18 protein-coding genes are annotated in these 15,360 nt (G+C 65.0%); 9 read left to right on the top strand and 9 right to left on the bottom strand.

Annotated elements, in window-relative coordinates:
• The first annotated feature begins 12 nt into the window (after positions 1-12).
• The 3 genes from NZL82_RS12370 (at position 13) to NZL82_RS12360 (ending at position 1,990) form a co-directional block, all read left to right on the top strand.
• Entirely contained in the window at positions 13-987 is a 975-nt protein-coding gene (locus tag NZL82_RS12370; RefSeq protein ID WP_261270060.1) for a quinone oxidoreductase, read from the top strand.
• An 80-nt stretch (positions 988-1,067) separates the two neighbouring features.
• Positions 1,068-1,685 (top strand): peptidylprolyl isomerase, encoded by a 618-nt coding sequence (locus NZL82_RS12365; protein WP_261270059.1) that lies wholly within the window; start codon positions 1,068-1,070, stop codon positions 1,683-1,685.
• Positions 1,682-1,990: a putative quinol monooxygenase gene (locus NZL82_RS12360; protein WP_261270058.1), complete on the top strand. Its 309-nt coding sequence runs from the start codon at positions 1,682-1,684 to the stop codon at positions 1,988-1,990. The genes NZL82_RS12365 and NZL82_RS12360 overlap by 4 nt, the downstream gene beginning before the upstream one ends.
• Positions 1,991-2,415: 425 nt before the next feature.
• Here NZL82_RS12360 and NZL82_RS12355 read toward each other — a convergent pair whose 3' ends face one another.
• The 7 genes from NZL82_RS12355 to aroQ form a co-directional block, all read right to left on the bottom strand.
• Entirely contained in the window at positions 2,416-2,739 is a 324-nt protein-coding gene (locus NZL82_RS12355) for a hypothetical protein (RefSeq protein ID WP_261270057.1), read from the bottom strand.
• Positions 2,740-2,808: 69 nt separating this feature from the next.
• A complete protein-coding gene (gene glnA, locus NZL82_RS12350; protein WP_219019458.1) occupies positions 2,809-4,221 on the bottom strand; it encodes a type I glutamate--ammonia ligase in 1,413 nt (470 codons plus the stop codon).
• Between the two features lie 109 nt (positions 4,222-4,330).
• Complete coding sequence (locus NZL82_RS12345) at positions 4,331-4,669, bottom strand: P-II family nitrogen regulator (protein ID WP_261270056.1); 339 nt, start codon at positions 4,667-4,669, stop codon at positions 4,331-4,333.
• A 160-nt stretch (positions 4,670-4,829) separates the two neighbouring features.
• Positions 4,830-5,165: an arsenate reductase family protein gene (locus NZL82_RS12340; RefSeq protein ID WP_261270055.1), complete on the bottom strand. Its 336-nt coding sequence runs from the start codon at positions 5,163-5,165 to the stop codon at positions 4,830-4,832.
• A gap of 133 nt (positions 5,166-5,298) precedes the next feature.
• Complete coding sequence (gene accC, locus NZL82_RS12335; protein WP_261270054.1) at positions 5,299-6,651, bottom strand: acetyl-CoA carboxylase biotin carboxylase subunit; 1,353 nt, start codon at positions 6,649-6,651, stop codon at positions 5,299-5,301.
• A 6-nt stretch (positions 6,652-6,657) separates the two neighbouring features.
• Positions 6,658-7,146: an acetyl-CoA carboxylase biotin carboxyl carrier protein gene (accB, locus tag NZL82_RS12330; protein WP_261270053.1), complete on the bottom strand. Its 489-nt coding sequence runs from the start codon at positions 7,144-7,146 to the stop codon at positions 6,658-6,660.
• A 14-nt stretch (positions 7,147-7,160) separates the two neighbouring features.
• Positions 7,161-7,595 (bottom strand): type II 3-dehydroquinate dehydratase, encoded by a 435-nt coding sequence (gene aroQ, locus NZL82_RS12325; RefSeq protein ID WP_261270052.1) that lies wholly within the window; start codon positions 7,593-7,595, stop codon positions 7,161-7,163.
• Between the two features lie 115 nt (positions 7,596-7,710).
• Between aroQ and thiS the strand changes: the two genes are divergently transcribed.
• The gene (thiS, locus tag NZL82_RS12315; RefSeq protein WP_314732890.1) at positions 7,711-8,718 is read left to right on the top strand and encodes a sulfur carrier protein ThiS; all 1,008 of its coding nucleotides are present in this window, start codon (positions 7,711-7,713) and stop codon (positions 8,716-8,718) included.
• A 90-nt stretch (positions 8,719-8,808) separates the two neighbouring features.
• Positions 8,809-8,991, top strand: a complete 183-nt coding sequence (locus NZL82_RS12310) for a CsbD family protein (RefSeq protein ID WP_261270051.1) — start codon at positions 8,809-8,811, stop codon at positions 8,989-8,991.
• Positions 8,992-9,215: 224 nt separating this feature from the next.
• Here NZL82_RS12310 and NZL82_RS12305 read toward each other — a convergent pair whose 3' ends face one another.
• Positions 9,216-10,865, bottom strand: a complete 1,650-nt coding sequence (locus NZL82_RS12305; protein ID WP_261270050.1) for a thiamine pyrophosphate-binding protein — start codon at positions 10,863-10,865, stop codon at positions 9,216-9,218.
• Positions 10,866-11,011: 146 nt separating this feature from the next.
• Between NZL82_RS12305 and NZL82_RS12300 the strand changes: the two genes are divergently transcribed.
• From NZL82_RS12300 to NZL82_RS12285, 4 genes are read left to right on the top strand one after another with little or no spacing between them, the layout of a single operon-like run.
• On the top strand, positions 11,012-11,719 hold the full coding sequence (locus tag NZL82_RS12300) for a CoA transferase subunit A (protein ID WP_261270049.1): 708 nt from the start codon (positions 11,012-11,014) through the stop codon (positions 11,717-11,719).
• On the top strand, positions 11,716-12,603 hold the full coding sequence (locus NZL82_RS12295; protein ID WP_261270048.1) for an HAD family acid phosphatase: 888 nt from the start codon (positions 11,716-11,718) through the stop codon (positions 12,601-12,603). Before NZL82_RS12300 ends, NZL82_RS12295 begins: the two co-directional genes overlap by 4 nt.
• A gap of 2 nt (positions 12,604-12,605) precedes the next feature.
• Positions 12,606-13,241, top strand: coding sequence for a CoA transferase subunit B (locus tag NZL82_RS12290; RefSeq protein ID WP_261270047.1), 636 nt, complete (start codon positions 12,606-12,608; stop codon positions 13,239-13,241).
• Between the two features lie 4 nt (positions 13,242-13,245).
• Positions 13,246-13,935 (top strand): glutathione S-transferase family protein, encoded by a 690-nt coding sequence (locus NZL82_RS12285; protein ID WP_261270046.1) that lies wholly within the window; start codon positions 13,246-13,248, stop codon positions 13,933-13,935.
• Positions 13,936-13,960: 25 nt separating this feature from the next.
• On the opposite strand, the gene NZL82_RS12280 is transcribed toward NZL82_RS12285, so the two are convergent.
• Entirely contained in the window at positions 13,961-15,211 is a 1,251-nt protein-coding gene (locus tag NZL82_RS12280; RefSeq protein ID WP_261270045.1) for an MFS transporter, read from the bottom strand.
• Positions 15,212-15,360 lie beyond the last annotated feature (149 nt).

Raw genomic sequence — 15,360 nt, 5'->3', positions numbered from 1 at the left:
CAGGAGCATCGCATGGAAAAGACCGCCTTCATCGCCCGGACCGGCGGGCCCGAGGTCATCGAATGGCGTGAGGCCGAACTGCCGCCCCCCGGCGCGGGCGAGGTGCGGATGCGGCATCATGCGGTCGGGCTGAACTATATCGACACCTATCACCGCAGCGGACTCTATCCGATCGATCTGCCCGGCGGGCTGGGGTCCGAGGCGGCGGGCGTGGTCGAGGCGGTGGGCGAAGGTGTCACCGACTTTGCGGTCGGCGACCGGGTCGGCGTGTTCGGCCCGGCGCGGGGTGCCTATGCGACCGCGCGCAATGTCTCCACCGATCTGCTGGTGCCGCTGCCCGATAGCGTCGATGACCGAACGGCTGCGGCGATCCTGCTGAAAGGCGCGACCACCGCCTTCCTGATCGAGGATTGCGCCGAGGTCCAGTCGGGCTGGACCGTGCTGGTCCATGCGGCGGCGGGTGGCGTCGGGCATCTGGCGGTCGGCTGGCTGAAGGCGATCGGCGCGAGCGTGATCGCCACGGTCGGCAGCGAGGCGAAGGCGGCGCGCGCTCGGGAAGCCGGGGCGGACCATGTCATCCTCAACCGGCAGGAGGATGTGGCCGCGCGGGTGCGCGACATCAGCGGCGGGGCGGGCGTGCCGGTCGTACTGGACGGCGTGGGCAAGGCGACGTGGCAGGCCTCGCTCGACAGCGCGGCACGGCGCGGGTTGGTGGTCAGCTTCGGCAATGCCTCTGGCCCGGTCGACGGGGTGAATCTGGGCATATTGGCGTCCAAGGGATCGTTGTTCGTCACGCGCCCGACGCTGTTCGATTATGCCGTGTCGGCGCAGGACAAACGCCGCCTGATCGCGCGTGTCTTCGCGATGCTGGAGAAGGGCGCAATCACGCCGGAGATCGGGCAGAGCTTTGCGCTGACCGATGCGGCGGATGCGCACCGCGCGATCGAGGCAGGGGAAACGGTGGGGAGTACGGTGCTCATTCCGTGACGGCATGGGGAAAGCCCAGGGGATATCCCTGGCCCCCAGACCGCAATAAGCTGACACCCAATTGATGTTCGGAGACCCCCATGATCCCGCTCCTTTCGCTTGTCCTGCTGGCCGCCCAAACCACGGCGGTGTCGCCTCCCGCGCCCGCAACGACCGAGGCTCCCAAGCCCGTCATGGTCCGCGTCGCGATGCAGACCAGCCTGGGCCCGGTCGTCTTGGAACTGGATCGCACCCACGCGCCCATCACCACGGCCAATTTCCTGCGCTATGTCGACCAGCATCGGCTGGACGGCGTGACCTTCTACCGGTCGGTCCGGCCCGCCGCGAATTTCGGCTTCGTCCAGTTCGGTATCCAGAACGAGCCCAAGCGCATCCTGCCCCCGATCGCGCATGAGCCTACGACCAAGACCGGCATCAAGCATCTCGACGGCGCCATCTCGGTCGCACGGCTGGCGCCTGGTTCGGCACGCGGCGACTTCACGATCATGGTGGGCGACCAACCCTCGCTCGACGCCGATCCCTCCAAGTCCGGCGACAATCTGGGCTATGCCGCCTTCGGCCATGTCGTCGAGGGGATGGACGTGATCCACAGAATTCTCGACGCGCCCGCCGACCCGGCCAAGGGGCCGTTCAAGGGCGAGATGCTGGCCGCGCCGGTTAAGATCCTGTCGGCTAAACGGGTGGCGGCGGCTAAGTGAGCAAGACGCTTCTGATCCTCGGAACCGTGCGGATGCCACCCGAGAACCTCGCGGCGGCTCGGCCCATCATGCAGCGCATGGTCGAGGCGAGCAGGGGGGAGGATGGCTGCCTCGAATATGTCTACGCCGAAGATGTGCTGGATCCTGGTCTTATCCATGTGAAGGAAATGTGGGTCGATCAGGCGGCGCTGGACCGACATTTTGAGGCAGATCACCTCACCGAATGGCGGGCGGCATGGCCCGGGCTGCGCATCGGTGACAGACATTTGCGGATCTATGATGTCGGGCAAGCGCGTGACACCTGATCGACCATGGTATTGCCACGCGGTTTGCGCCGCTCACGGTCGTGATGGCCGCAGGATCATGCCGTAGACGGTTTGCTGAGCAGGAATGCGGAAGAACTGCGCGGGACGGGCCAATGGCGGAGGTCGCCCGCTAACCGCGATCAGCTTGCTTCAGACCGGCGCAGCGACGTCGGCTTTCGTCCGCGTCATCAGGATGAACCGATCGGCGACGCTATGGGCTGCGGTCTTGCGCCGGGACGCGTGATGCATAGATCGCCTGGCGATCAAATAGAGGCCGATAGCCCTAAGACCTGGGCTACATGTCCTGTCGTGATCGAAAGTCGAGTCTGGCCACACCATGACAGCGCGCGATATGTTGGCGCAACGCCCCGGTCCATGCCGCAATTGTCGGGCTCGCTCCCGAACCTATAGGCAGTTTTGGCGGTTCAGGCCGCGATAGAGTGTTGGATGCGGGCTCGACGCTGACGGATTTTGATCGGGACGGCAATCGCCACGAAGACGACCATGCCGATAAAGGCGAGGGCGGCGTCGGTCTGCTTTCGGGCAAGCGCCAAGGCGACCGCGCAGGGCATGGCGATGATCGGGGTGATTTTGGTCATCCACCACAACCACGAACCCCAGCCCGGACGATCGCGGGCGTCCTGGCCGAAGAGCAGGAGAGCCATCGCACCCATGGCCTTCGCGCCCAGGCTCATGATGACGATCGCGCTCACCATATCGGTCAAAGTGGCGAAGCCGAAGGTGAACACATGGCGTCTCCCAAAAAGAAAGGGGCCTTGCGGCCCCTTTCCCCGTAGTGACATCGTGCAGGGGCTGGATCAGCCGCTGTAGTACATGTCGTATTCGACCGGGCTGGGGGTCATTTCCCAGCGCATCACTTCGCTCATCTTCAGCTCGATATAGCTCTCGATCTGATCCTTGGTGAACACGTCGCCCTTCAGCAGGAAGTCGTGGTCGGCGGCCAGCGAATCGAGCGCTTCGCGGAGCGAACCGGCGACCGTGGGAACCTGGGCCAGCTCGGCGGGCGGCAGGTCGTACAGGTTCTTGTCCATCGCCTCGCCCGGATGGATCTTGTTCTGGATACCGTCCAGACCCGCCATCAGCAGCGCCGCATAGGCAAGATACGGGTTCGCCAGCGCGTCGGGGAAGCGCACTTCGACGCGCTTCGACTTCGGGCCGGTGCCGTAGGGGATGCGGCACGAAGCCGAACGGTTGCGCGCCGAGTAAGCGAGCAGCACCGGCGCTTCGTAACCCGGCACCAGCCGCTTGTAGCTGTTGGTGGTCGGGTTGGTGAAGGCGTTGATCGCCTTGGCATGCTTGATGATACCGCCGATGAAGTACAGGCAGGTTTCCGAGAGCCCTGCATAGCCGTTGCCGGCGAACAGCGGGGTCTTGCCTTCCCAGATCGAGAAGTGGGTGTGCATGCCCGAGCCGTTATCTTCCTTGATCGGCTTCGGCATGAAGGTCGCGGTCTTGCCATAGGCATGGGCGACCTGGTGCACGACATACTTGTAGATCTGCATGCGGTCGGCGGTCTGGGTCAGCGTGCCGAAGGTCAGGCCCAGTTCGTGCTGCGCGGCGGCGACTTCGTGGTGGTGCTTGTCGCAGGGCAGGCCCATTTCGAGCATGGTGGTGACCATCTCGCCACGGATGTCGACGGCCGAGTCGACCGGAGCGACGGGGAAGTAACCGCCCTTGGCACGCGGACGGTGGCCGAGATTGCCGCCCTCATATTCGCGGCCGGTGTTGGTCGGCAGTTCGATATCGTCGATCTTGAAGTAGGACGACGAATAGGTCGTGTCGAACTGCACGTCGTCGAACATGAAGAATTCGGCTTCCGGGCCGACATAGACGGTGTCGCCGATGCCGGTGGTCTTCACGAACGCCTCGGCGCGCTTGGCGGTCGAGCGCGGATCGCGCGCATAGAGCTCGCCGGTCGACGGCTCGACCACGTCGCAGAACACGATCAGCATCGGGGTGGCCGAGAAGGGATCGGTGTAGACGGCGTCGAGGTCCGGCTTCAGGACCATGTCCGACTCGTTGATCGCCTTCCAGCCCTCGATCGACGAACCGTCGAACATCAGGCCGTCGGTGAACTCGTCCTCGCCCAGGATCGAAGCGACCATGGTCAGATGCTGCCACTTGCCCTTCGGATCGGTGAAACGCAGATCGACCCACTCGATCTCTTCATCCTTGATCTTCTTCAGGATGTCGCTGGCCGTATTCGCCATGTGCCGTTCTCTCTCTGCTTAAGGCCGAGCCCCGGAAACAGACCGGGACCGGTGAAAAGGTTTTAATTATCCCGGGTGTCATCCCGGTGACGATAAGGTGTCGGACGGGTCAGATCGCCGCGTCGTCGCGTTCGCCTGTGCGGATGCGGAGCGCCGTTTCGACCGGGATCACGAAAATCTTGCCGTCGCCGATGCGGCCGGTCTGCGCGGCGGCGGCGATCGCTTCCACCACGCGTTCGGCCAGACTGTCCTCGACGACCACTTCCAGCTTCACCTTGGGAAGGAAGTCGACGACATATTCGGCGCCGCGATAGAGTTCGGTATGACCCTTCTGGCGCCCGAAGCCCTTGGCCTCGGTGACGGTGATACCGGACACGCCGATCTCGTGCAGCGCTTCCTTCACCTCATCGAGCTTGAACGGCTTGATGATCGCCTCAATCTTTTTCACGAGCCTGACTGCCCCCGATGTTGTTCGAACCCTCGCCCGGCCCTGCGCATAGCATGGACCGTGCCAACTGCCTTTCCCTCCTTAGAAGGTAAGAAATCGATAAGATCGGCGCCCGAAAAGCGGGCAGCAATCGGTATGATGCTCAAAATATGAGCACCGATCACAGGATGCTCCGAACGGCTTCGGGCGGACGGCCGATCACGACACCTTTGTCGGTTTCGACCAGAGGGCGCTCGATCAGCATGGGATTGGCAGCCATCGCAGCCAGGATTGCTTCGTCCTCCGCGCTCGAAAGAGCCTTGGCTTCCGCCTCGACCTTGCGCAGACCATCGCGCGGGGACAGGCCGCCCTTGGCATAGAGCCGCGCCAGTTCCTCGGCGTCCAGCGGTGTCTTGAGATATTCGATCACCGTCACATCCGCGCCCGCTTGCGCCAGCAGGGCCAGCGCCTCGCGCGATTTCGAGCAGCGCGGATTGTGGAGGATCGTCGCCTTCATCGCCACTGCTTGTGGCATGGGTGGCGGGCAATGTGGAGGGGTAATCCCGGTTTTCGGGCATATAAAAAGCCCCCTCCCGGATGGGGAGGGGGCCTCAAACCAGTCTTTCCTAGTGATAAGGAAGAAAGATGGCTCAAGCGTCCTGCTTGGCCAGCCATTCCTCCAGCCACTTGATCGTATAGTCGCCGGTCTGGAATTCGGGATCGTCCAGCAGCGACTGGTGGAGCGGAATGGTGGTCTTCATTCCCTCGATCACGAATTCGTTGAGCGCGCGGCGCAGACGGCGCAACGCGCCTTCGCGGGTCGTGCCGTACACGATCAGCTTGGCGATCATGCTGTCGTAATAGGGCGGGACCTTGTAGCCCTGATACAGCCCGCTATCGACGCGGACATGCATGCCGCCCGGTGCGTGATACATCTTCACCGTGCCCGGCGAGGGGGCGAAGGTGCGCGGATCTTCCGCGTTGATGCGGCATTCGATGGCGTGGCCGCGGAACTGCACGTCTTCCTGGCGCAGGGTCAGCGGATGGCCCTCGGCGACACGAATCTGTTCGCGGACCAAGTCCAGCCCGGTGATCATCTCCGTCACGGGATGTTCGACCTGCAGGCGGGTGTTCATTTCGATGAAATAGAACTCGCCGTCTTCCCACAGGAATTCGATCGTGCCCGCGCCGCGATAGCCCATATCGGCCATCGCCTTGGCGACCACGCCGCCCATGCGCGAACGCTCCTCGGCCGTGATGATCGGCGAGGGGGCTTCCTCCAGTACCTTCTGGTGGCGGCGCTGGAGCGAGCAGTCGCGCTCGCCGAGATGGATCGCGTTGCCGTTGCCGTCGCCGAACACCTGGAATTCGATATGCCGGGGGTTGCCCAGATATTTTTCCATGTAGACGGTCGAATCGCCGAACGCGGCCTTCGCCTCCGAGCCCGCCTGCTGCATCAGCGTTTCGAGCTGATCTTCGGAGGGCACGACCTTCATGCCGCGACCGCCGCCGCCGCTGGCCGCCTTGATCAGCACGGGATAGCCGATCTCCGCTGCGAGCGCCTTGGCTTCCTCGACATCCGAGATCGCGCCGTCCGAGCCGGGCACCAGCGGCAGGCCGAGCGCACCCGCCGTCCGCTTGGCTTCGACCTTGTCGCCCATGATCCGGATATGTTCGGGCTTGGGGCCGACGAAGATCAGGCCATGCGCCTCGACGATCTCGGCGAACTTGGCGTTCTCCGAGAGGAAGCCATAGCCTGGGTGGATCGCATCCGCGCCCGAAATCTCGGCGGCCGAGATGATGTTCGGGATGTTGAGATAGCTGTCCGTCGCGGAGGGCGGGCCGATGCACACCGCCTGGTCGGCGAGGCGCACATGCATGGCATCGGCGTCGGCCGTGGAGTGCACGGCGACGGTCTCGATCCCCATCTCGTGACAGGCGCGGTGGATGCGAAGCGCAATCTCACCGCGATTGGCGATCAGGAGTTTCTTGATCTGCGCCAAGGCGGCTTACTCGACGACGACCAGGGGCTGGTCGAACTCGACCGGCTGGCCGTTCTCGACCAGCACGGCGGTGACGGTGCCGGCGGCGGTCGCGGTGATCGGGTTCATCACCTTCATGGCTTCCACGATCAATAGCGTGTCACCGGCGGCGACCTTCTGGCCGACGGCGGCGAAGGGCTTGGCGCCGGGTTCGGCCGACAGATAGACGGTGCCGACCATCGGCGACTTTACCGCATTGGCCGAGACGGTCGGGGCGGCGGCTTCCACCGGAGCAGCAGCGGCCACCGGGGCAGCCGCCGCCGGAGCGGGCGCGGCGGCGATGGGCGCGGGCGCATAGGCGACCTGCGCGGCGGGAGCCGCCTTGCGTGCGACGCGGATCTTGCGGTCGCCATGCTCGACCTCGATCTCGGTCAGGGCGGTGGCGTCGAGCAGCTCGGCGAGCTGACGGACGAGGTCGACATCGACCTTCATCGCTTGTTCAGTCTTTTCGGTCATGGGCAGCGCTCCTGTCAGAACCGGGCCGCGGCTTCAAGCGCGAGCAGATAGGATTGCGCGCCAAAACCCGCGATTGTGCCTTTTGCGGCACGCCCGATGAAGCTCTCATGACGGAATGGCTCCCGTGCATGAGGGTTGGATAGGTGAACCTCGATCACCGGGGTCGTCACCGACTTGATCGCATCATGGATCGCGATCGACGTATGGGTGAAGCCCCCGGCATTGAGCAGCACGGCCTTGGCCTCATAGGCCTGGGCCTCGTGCAGCCAGTCGATCAGATGGCCTTCATGGTTGGACTGGCGCATGTCGATCTCGAGGTCGAGCTCGCGCGCCCGATCCTCCAGCAGTCCCGCAATATCGTCCAGCGTGTCATGGCCATAGATATGCGGCTCGCGCAGGCCGAGCAGGTTCAGGTTCGGCCCGTTGAGGACATAGACGGTCGCGGACATCCGCACTCCCATGGTTGCGGCTCGGGGTGGCCGGGCCTAGATCGAAGGCCTTCCTTAACCGCATGCCCTATCCCACGTCGAGCGGGCAGCGACTTGCATGGTAAGTGACACTGATATGCCCCATACCGACGGAACCGTGACGATCACCGTGAATGGCGAGCACAAGCGCGTCGCCGCCGGCCTGTCGCTCGCCGATCTGGCGAGCCAGTTGGGGCTGGTGCCCGAAAAGGTAGCGGTGGAGCGCAATCTGGAGGTGGTGCCGCGCTCGACGCTGGCGCAGGTCGAGGTCGAGGATGGCGACGAGATCGAGATCGTCCATTTTGTCGGCGGCGGCGATCATGGCGCGGCGATCGATGACGATTCATGGGAAGTCGCGGGGCAGCGTTTCCGCTCACGCCTGATCGTCGGGACTGGCAAATACAAGGACTTCGCGCAGAACGCGGCTGCGGTCGAGGCGGCGGGGGCCGAGATCGTCACCGTCGCGGTCCGCCGCGTCAACGTGTCGGACCGCAATGCGCCGATGCTGACCGACTATATCGATCCGAAGAAGATCACCTATCTGCCCAACACGGCGGGCTGCTTCACCGCCGAGGATGCGATCCGCACGCTGCGTCTGGCGCGCGAGGCGGGTGGCTGGGAACTGGTCAAGCTGGAGGTGCTGGGCGAGGCCCGGACGCTCTATCCTGACATGGTCGAGACGCTGCGCGCCACCGAGATCCTGGCCAAGGAAGGCTTCAAGCCCATGGTCTATTGCGTCGACGACCCCATCGCGGCCAAGCGGCTGGAGGATGTGGGCGCGGTCGCGATCATGCCGCTGGGCGCGCCGATCGGGTCGGGGCTGGGCATCCAGAACAAGGTGACGATCCGCCTGATCGTCGAGGGGGCAAAGGTCCCGGTGCTGGTCGATGCGGGCGTGGGCACCGCGTCCGAGGCGACGGTGGCGATGGAACTGGGCTGCGACGGCGTGCTGATGAACACCGCGATCGCGGAGGCGAAGGACCCGGTGCTGATGGCGCGCGCGATGCGGTCCGGGGTGGAGGCCGGGCGCATGGCGTACCGTGCGGGACGCATGGGAATGCGGCGCTATGCCGACCCGTCGAGTCCGCTGGCCGGCCTTATCTGACGTTAATTTCAGGGAACTTGCCGCGTAACGAAGTGTTTTGTCTCCGAGTGTTCAACGGGATCGATCGATCCCCAGTAAATGGAGGCCGCGATGGGTGAGCTCACCGACAAGATCAAGGGCAACGTCAACGAACTGGTTGGCAAGGCCAAGGAAGCGATCGGCGATCACAATCACGACGCCGACCTGAAGGCAGAAGGCGAAGCCCAGCAGCTGAAGGGCAAGGGCCAGGAAATGAAGGGTTCGGTGAAGGGCGCTCTTGGCGACAACATCTGAACCTGCTAACAGTTTCTGACTAAAGCGATCAGCAACGAACTCGCCGCTCCGGTTATGCCGGGGCGGCTTTCTTTTGTGGTTCAGCTGATAATCGTTAGTAAATCGATTGCATGATAGCGTTATCTTGAGTTCCAAAGTCTTGCAGGTCCCCAATCGTTCTTTGCTGTGTGCGATTGCAGAGCAGCAGATGAGGGCTCGAAACTCCTGCTTCTGAGCCGTCCAAGTCAGCGTTGCGCGATCCGGGAGAGGGTCGTGGCGGGCGTAATGACTTCGATGTCGGTTTTCAGGTGGAGCAGCCGCACACCGGTTCCTGTCATGGCGCGGAGCAGGGCAGGGACGAAATCCTCGGTTCGGGTCACCGTTTCGCTCCAGCACCCATAGGCACGCGCCAGCGCCGCGAAGTCGGGATTGGCCAGCGTCGTTGCCGCCACCCGACCGGGATATTCGCGTTCCTGGTGCATTCGGATCGTGCCATAGCCGCTATTGTCGACGACGATCACCAGCATCGATACGCCATGCTGCACGGCGGTCGCCAGCTCTTGGCCGTTCATCAGGAAACACCCGTCGCCCGCCAGCGCGACGACGGTTCGCCCGGGATGGCGCAGCGCGGCGGCGGTGGCGGCGGGAACTCCATATCCCATCGCGCCACAGGTCGGGGCAAGCTGGCACCCCGGTTCATACCGCCAATAACGATGCCACCAGCCGGAGTAATTGCCGGCGCCATTGCAGATGATCGAGTCGGCGGGCAGCGCCTTTCGCATCGCGGCGACGCATTGGCCCAGGTCCAAGGTGACGCCGTCCCGCGCGGCCGGGTGGGACCAGGCCAGATAGTCGGCATGGGCTTCCGCGCCAGAGGGATGCGGCTTGCTCGCCTCGCTCGCCTGCAATTCGAGCAGGCCGACCGCCCGGTGAATGTCGCAGCATAAGGCGAGATCGGTGCGGTAGACGCTGTGCAGTTCCTCCGGGTCCGGGTGGATATGGACCAGCGTCTGTCCCGGATGATCGGGCGTAATGATGGCATAGCCATCGGTCGTCGCCTCTCCCAGACGCGCGCCCAGCACGATCAACAGGTCGGCCTCTCGCACCCGCTTCACCAGGGCCAGGTTGGGGCCATAGCCCAGATTGCCCGCATAGACCGGGCAGGTGGCCGACACCGCATCCTGACGCCGAAACGCCGCGACCAGAGGCACGCCCGCCGCTTCGCCCCATTGCTCGATCAGCGCGACCGTTTCGCTGTTCCAATACGCGCCGCCGATGATGGCGACGGGGCGCTGCGCCTTGGCGATCAGGTCGTGCACCGCGAGTACATCCTCGATCATCACGTCCTGCGACGGCCGTTCGATCCGGGGGCGGGGTGTAGCCTGTACCGGATCGCACAGCATGTCCTCGGGCAGCGCGAGGACGACCGGCCCAGGCCGCCCGTTCATCGCGGTGGCATAGGCACGGGCGACATATTCCGGAATGCGCGCGGCATCGTCGATACGAGCCGCCCATTTGGCGAGCGGCGCGAACATCGCCTGAAAATCCACCTCCTGAAAGGCTTCGCGGTCGCGTGTGCCTCGGTCGACATCGCCGATGAACAGGATCATCGGCTGCGAATCCTGTCGCGCGACATGCACGCCGATCGCCGCGTTGGTCGCACCCGGACCGCGCGTGACGAAGGCGACGCCCGGCCGCCCGGTCAGCGTCCCGTCGGCGCAGGCCATGAAGGTCACGCCGCCTTCCTGCCGGCACGTGACGAGGTCGATGGCGGGTGTGTCGTGCAGCGCGTCGAGCACCGCCAGGAAGCTCTCGCCCGGCACGGTGAAGATACGGTCGCACCCCTGTTCGAGAAGCGCATCGACAAGCAGGCGTCCGCCGGTTCTGGTGGTCATGGGGCAAGCCTAGACCCGCTTCTTTCCAAAGCGCAAACGCTGGCCCCGCGCAAAGCGCAAACGCTGGCCCGCGCAAAGCGCAAGCGCTGGGTTGACCCGGCTCCACGCCTCCGCCTAACGCAACGGCAACCTTAGGGAGGACGCCCATGCAGAAGCTTTATCCCGACGCCGCCGCCGCGCTCGACGGCCTGCTCCATGACGGCATGACGATCTGCGCAGGGGGCTTTGGCCTGTGCGGTATCCCCGAACGGCTGATCGATGCGATCGAGGCGGCGGGGGTCAAGGACCTGACCATCGCCAGCAACAATGCCGGGATCGACGGCGTGGGGTTGGGCAAGCTGCTCCGCTCGCACCAGGTGAAGAAGATGATCTCCTCCTATGTCGGCGAGAATAAGGAGTTTGAGCGGCAATATCTGAGCGGCGAGCTGGAGGTCGAGTTCTGCCCGCAGGGCACGTTGGCGGAACGCTGCCGGGCGGGGGGCGCGGGCATCCCCGGTTTCTATACGAAGACCGGTGTCGGCACCAAGGTGGCCGAGGGCAAGGAAGTGAAGAGCTTCGATGGAGAGGACTATATCCTCGAACGTGGCATTCGCGCCGACCTGTCGATCATCAAGGGGTGGAAGGCCGACGAGGCCGGGAACCTGATCTTTCGCAAGACCGCGCGCAACTTCAACCAGCCCATGGCGACCGCCGGACGCATCTGCGTCGCCGAGGTGGAGGAGGTGGTGCCGGTCGGCAGCCTCGATCCCGACCAGATCCATCTGCCCGGCATCTATGTGAAGCGGATGATCGTCGGTGCGCCGTACGAGAAGAAGATTGAATTCCGCACGGTGCGCGAGCGGGCTTCGGCATGAGGAGGGCCCGTTTCGGCGCGGGCTTCGCCACGCTCGCGGCTGCCCTGACCCTGTCGGGTTGTGTCGTGGCGGTCGGCAACAACAGCCCGGCTTCACCACCCGTTGCCGCCGTCAATCCGAAGCTGGCGGGCATGCAGTATCTCTATGGCTCGGCGGAGGCGGACGCGATCTCGCGCCAGGCGTGGAACGCGCTCGTCACCTATGCGGCCGACAGGGTGCGTCGTCCGCCACGCGACAGCGTCGTACTGGAGCAAGGCGCAAACCTCGATAATCCCCGCTTCGCATCCTGCGCGGGCAAGCGCCCGGCGGCGGTGTTCGACGTGGACGAAACCGTCCTGCTCAATCTCGGTTTCGAGCAGGACGATCTGACCGGTCGCGCCGACCGCGCCTTCGCAGGCCGCTGGCGCTCATGGGAGCAGGGCGATGGCCGGGCGGTGCTGCCGGTGCCCGGTGCGGCGGCGGCGATCGCCGATCTGCGCACCATGGGCGTGACGGTCATTTTCAACACCAATCGCGACGATGCGGGCGGGGCCGCGCGGGCGATCGAGGCAGCGGGGCTAGGCCCGGCGGTCCATGGCGACACGCTGTTCGTCCGCACCGACACCAACACCGGCGACGGCAAGGATGCGCGCCGCTGGCGGATCGCCGAGCGCTATTGCGTCATCGCGATGGGCGGGGATCAATTGGGTGATTTCAGCGACCTGTTCAACGTGCCCGGCACGGTTTCCCAACGTCGCGCCCTTGCCGATGGCCCGCGTGTCGCGGCGCTTTGGGGGCGCGGCTGGTTCGTCTTCCCGAACCCCGTCTATGGCAAGGCGCTGAAGGGCACCCCCGACGACATCTTTCCCGCCGGCCGGCGGTGGCATCCGACAGGAGAGCAGTGACGATGGCCTGGACTCGTGACGAGATGGCCGCGCGCGCGGCCAAGGAATTGAAGGACGGCTTCTACGTCAATCTGGGCATCGGCATTCCGACCCTGGTGGCCAACCATATCCCGCAAGGGGTCGAGGTTACGCTGCAATCCGAAAACGGGATGCTGGGCATCGGGCCGTTCCCCTATGAGGATGAGGTCGATCCCGACCTGATCAACGCCGGCAAGCAGACGATCAGCGAACTGCCGCACTCGGTCTATTTCTCCTCCGCCGACAGCTTCGCGATGATCCGGGGCGGGCATATCGACCTGACCGTGCTGGGTGCGATGGAGGTGTCCGAAGGCGGCGACATCGCCAACTGGATGATCCCCGGCAAGATGATCAAGGGCATGGGCGGCGCGATGGATCTGGTCGCGGGCGTCAAGAAGATCATCGTCGTCATGGAGCATAACGCCAAGGATGGCAGCCCCAAGTTCATTCCCGAATGCACGCTGCCGCTGACCGGGCGAAATGTGGTGGACATGATCGTCACCGATCTGGCGGTGTTCCAGCGCCCCGATCACGACAGCCCCTTCCGCCTGATCGAGTGCGCGCCCGGCGTGACGGCGGACGAGATCGCCGCCAAGACCACGGCCAGCTTCGAGCGCTGACACCATGGCCTATACCCTCATCACCGCGAACCGGAATTATTCGAGCTGGTCGCTGCGCCCCTGGCTGCTGATGAAGGCGCTGGGGATCGGCTTTGCCGACCGGATCGAACCGTTCGCCGTGACGGAGAATTACGAGGCGTTCCGCGCCTTTTCGCCGACCGGACAGGTGCCGGTGCTGCTGGATGGGGAGCGGGTGATATGGGATTCGCTGGGTATCGCGCTCTATTTGGCCGAGCGGCATCCGGGGGTCTGGCCGGAGGATGACGCCGCGCGCGCCTGGGCGATGTGCGCGGTGACGGAAATGCATGGCGGCTTCGCCGCGCTCAGGGCGGAGCGGACCATGAATGTCGGGGTGCGGGTCGATGCCCGGCCCGCCTCCCCACGCCTGGAACGCGACGTGGCGCGGCTTGCCGAGCTATGGGGCGAGGGGCTGACGCGGTTCGGTGGGCCTTGGTTGGCGGGAGAGGTGTTTTCGGCGGTCGACGCCTTTTACGCCCCGGTCGCCTTTCGCGTGCGGACCTATGGCATCGACGTCGGCGCGGCGGGCGCGGCCTGGGTCGAGACGCTGCTGGCGCATCCTGCGGTTCGCGACTGGGAAGCGCAGGCCCTGGCGGAGACGTGGCGGGAGGACGGCCATGAAGCGGAATTGCTGGAGTGCGGTAGCGTGCGGGAGGATTTCCGCGCCAAGGCCTGAGCGCCGTCGAGGGCTCAGCGGATTCCTATAACCGCGCCGTCTCCGGCATCACCAGCCGGTAGAGCACCAGCCCGCTACCTGCGATCGCCGCGAGCAACCAGAAGGCGGCGTGATAACCCGCGCCGACGATCACCACCCCGGCCAGCGAGGTGCTGAGCGCGCCGCCGATCCCCTGGATCGTGGTCACCGCGCCCTGGGCGACATTGAACCGTCCGGAACCGCGCATGATCGCCGCGACGATCACCGGACCCAGCGCCCCCAATATCCCCGCGCCCACGCCGTCGAGCAACTGGATGGCCAGCAACCAGCCGGGCGCGTCCGACAGGGTATAGAGCAAGCCACGCGCCGCCAGCACGGCAAAGGCAACCAGCATGATGGGTCGGTGCCCCCAGTCCTCTGCCTTTCGTCCGACGATCATCGCCACCGGCACCATGACGAGTTGCGCCCCGACGATGCAGGCGGAGGTCAGCGAGGTTGCCTTGTCCCCGCCTACCTCACGCGCCAGCAACTGCCCCACCGAGGGAAGCATCGCGGCGTTGGAGAGGTGGAACAGAAATCCCGTCACGGCGAACCAGGCCAGTGTCGGCGCGCCCTTCAAGGTCTGCCATAGGGAAGGGGGATCGCAATCCTCCTGCTCCTCTTCCTCTTCGGTACAGCCGCGCGCCATGGCATGATCGATCCGATCGGCATCGAGCGACAGGGTCGCGCCGATACTCAGCGCCGCCAGTCCCGCCATCAGCCAGAAGACCACCACGGGGCCGAATTTCCAGGCCAGCAGACCCGCCAGCGCGGCGGACACGGCGTTCCCGGCATGGTTGAACGCCTCGTTCCGCCCGATCCGCGCGGTGAAGGCCTTGGGCCCGACGATACCCAGCGAGATGGCGGCGATCCCCGGCGCGAAGACCGAGGCCGCGACGGCGGCCAGCGACTGTCCGGCAGCCACCGCCCAGAATCCCTCGACGAACGGTAACGACAGGGACGCCAGCGTCACCGCGACCGCCGCGGCGACCAGGACCGCCCGCTTGGCATGGACCCGGTCGATCAGCGCACCGGCAGGGGCGTTGGCAATCAGCCCCGCGATCCCGGCGATGGTCATGACGACCCCCGCGCTTGCTTCGTTCCAGCCGTGGCTCGGCCCGCGCACCGCGACCAGATAGATGGCGAGATACGGGCCAAGGCCGTCGCGGACATCGGCCAGGAAGAAGTTCATGGCATCCAGCGCGGGCAGGCGTTCGCGCCGCGCAAGGGGAGGCCGGTGCAGCGCGGCATTGGCCATGATGTCATATACCTGGGTTAAGGAAGAGGGACCGCGGGAACGCGGGATTCCGCCCACGGGTTCATGACAAATTTGACATGCGAACCGCAACAACGAAATAACATTGCGTCCGGCCTTTGCCTTGCGCATGTTTTCGGATAACAGCGCCC

The sequence above is a fragment of the Sphingomonas sp. LC-1 genome (assembly GCF_025371035.1).
In the GTDB taxonomy this organism is placed as follows: domain Bacteria; phylum Pseudomonadota; class Alphaproteobacteria; order Sphingomonadales; family Sphingomonadaceae; genus Sphingomonas; species Sphingomonas sanguinis_E.
The sequence above is the reverse complement of the archived record's forward strand: the minus strand, read 5'-3'. Positions and strand labels throughout refer to the sequence as shown.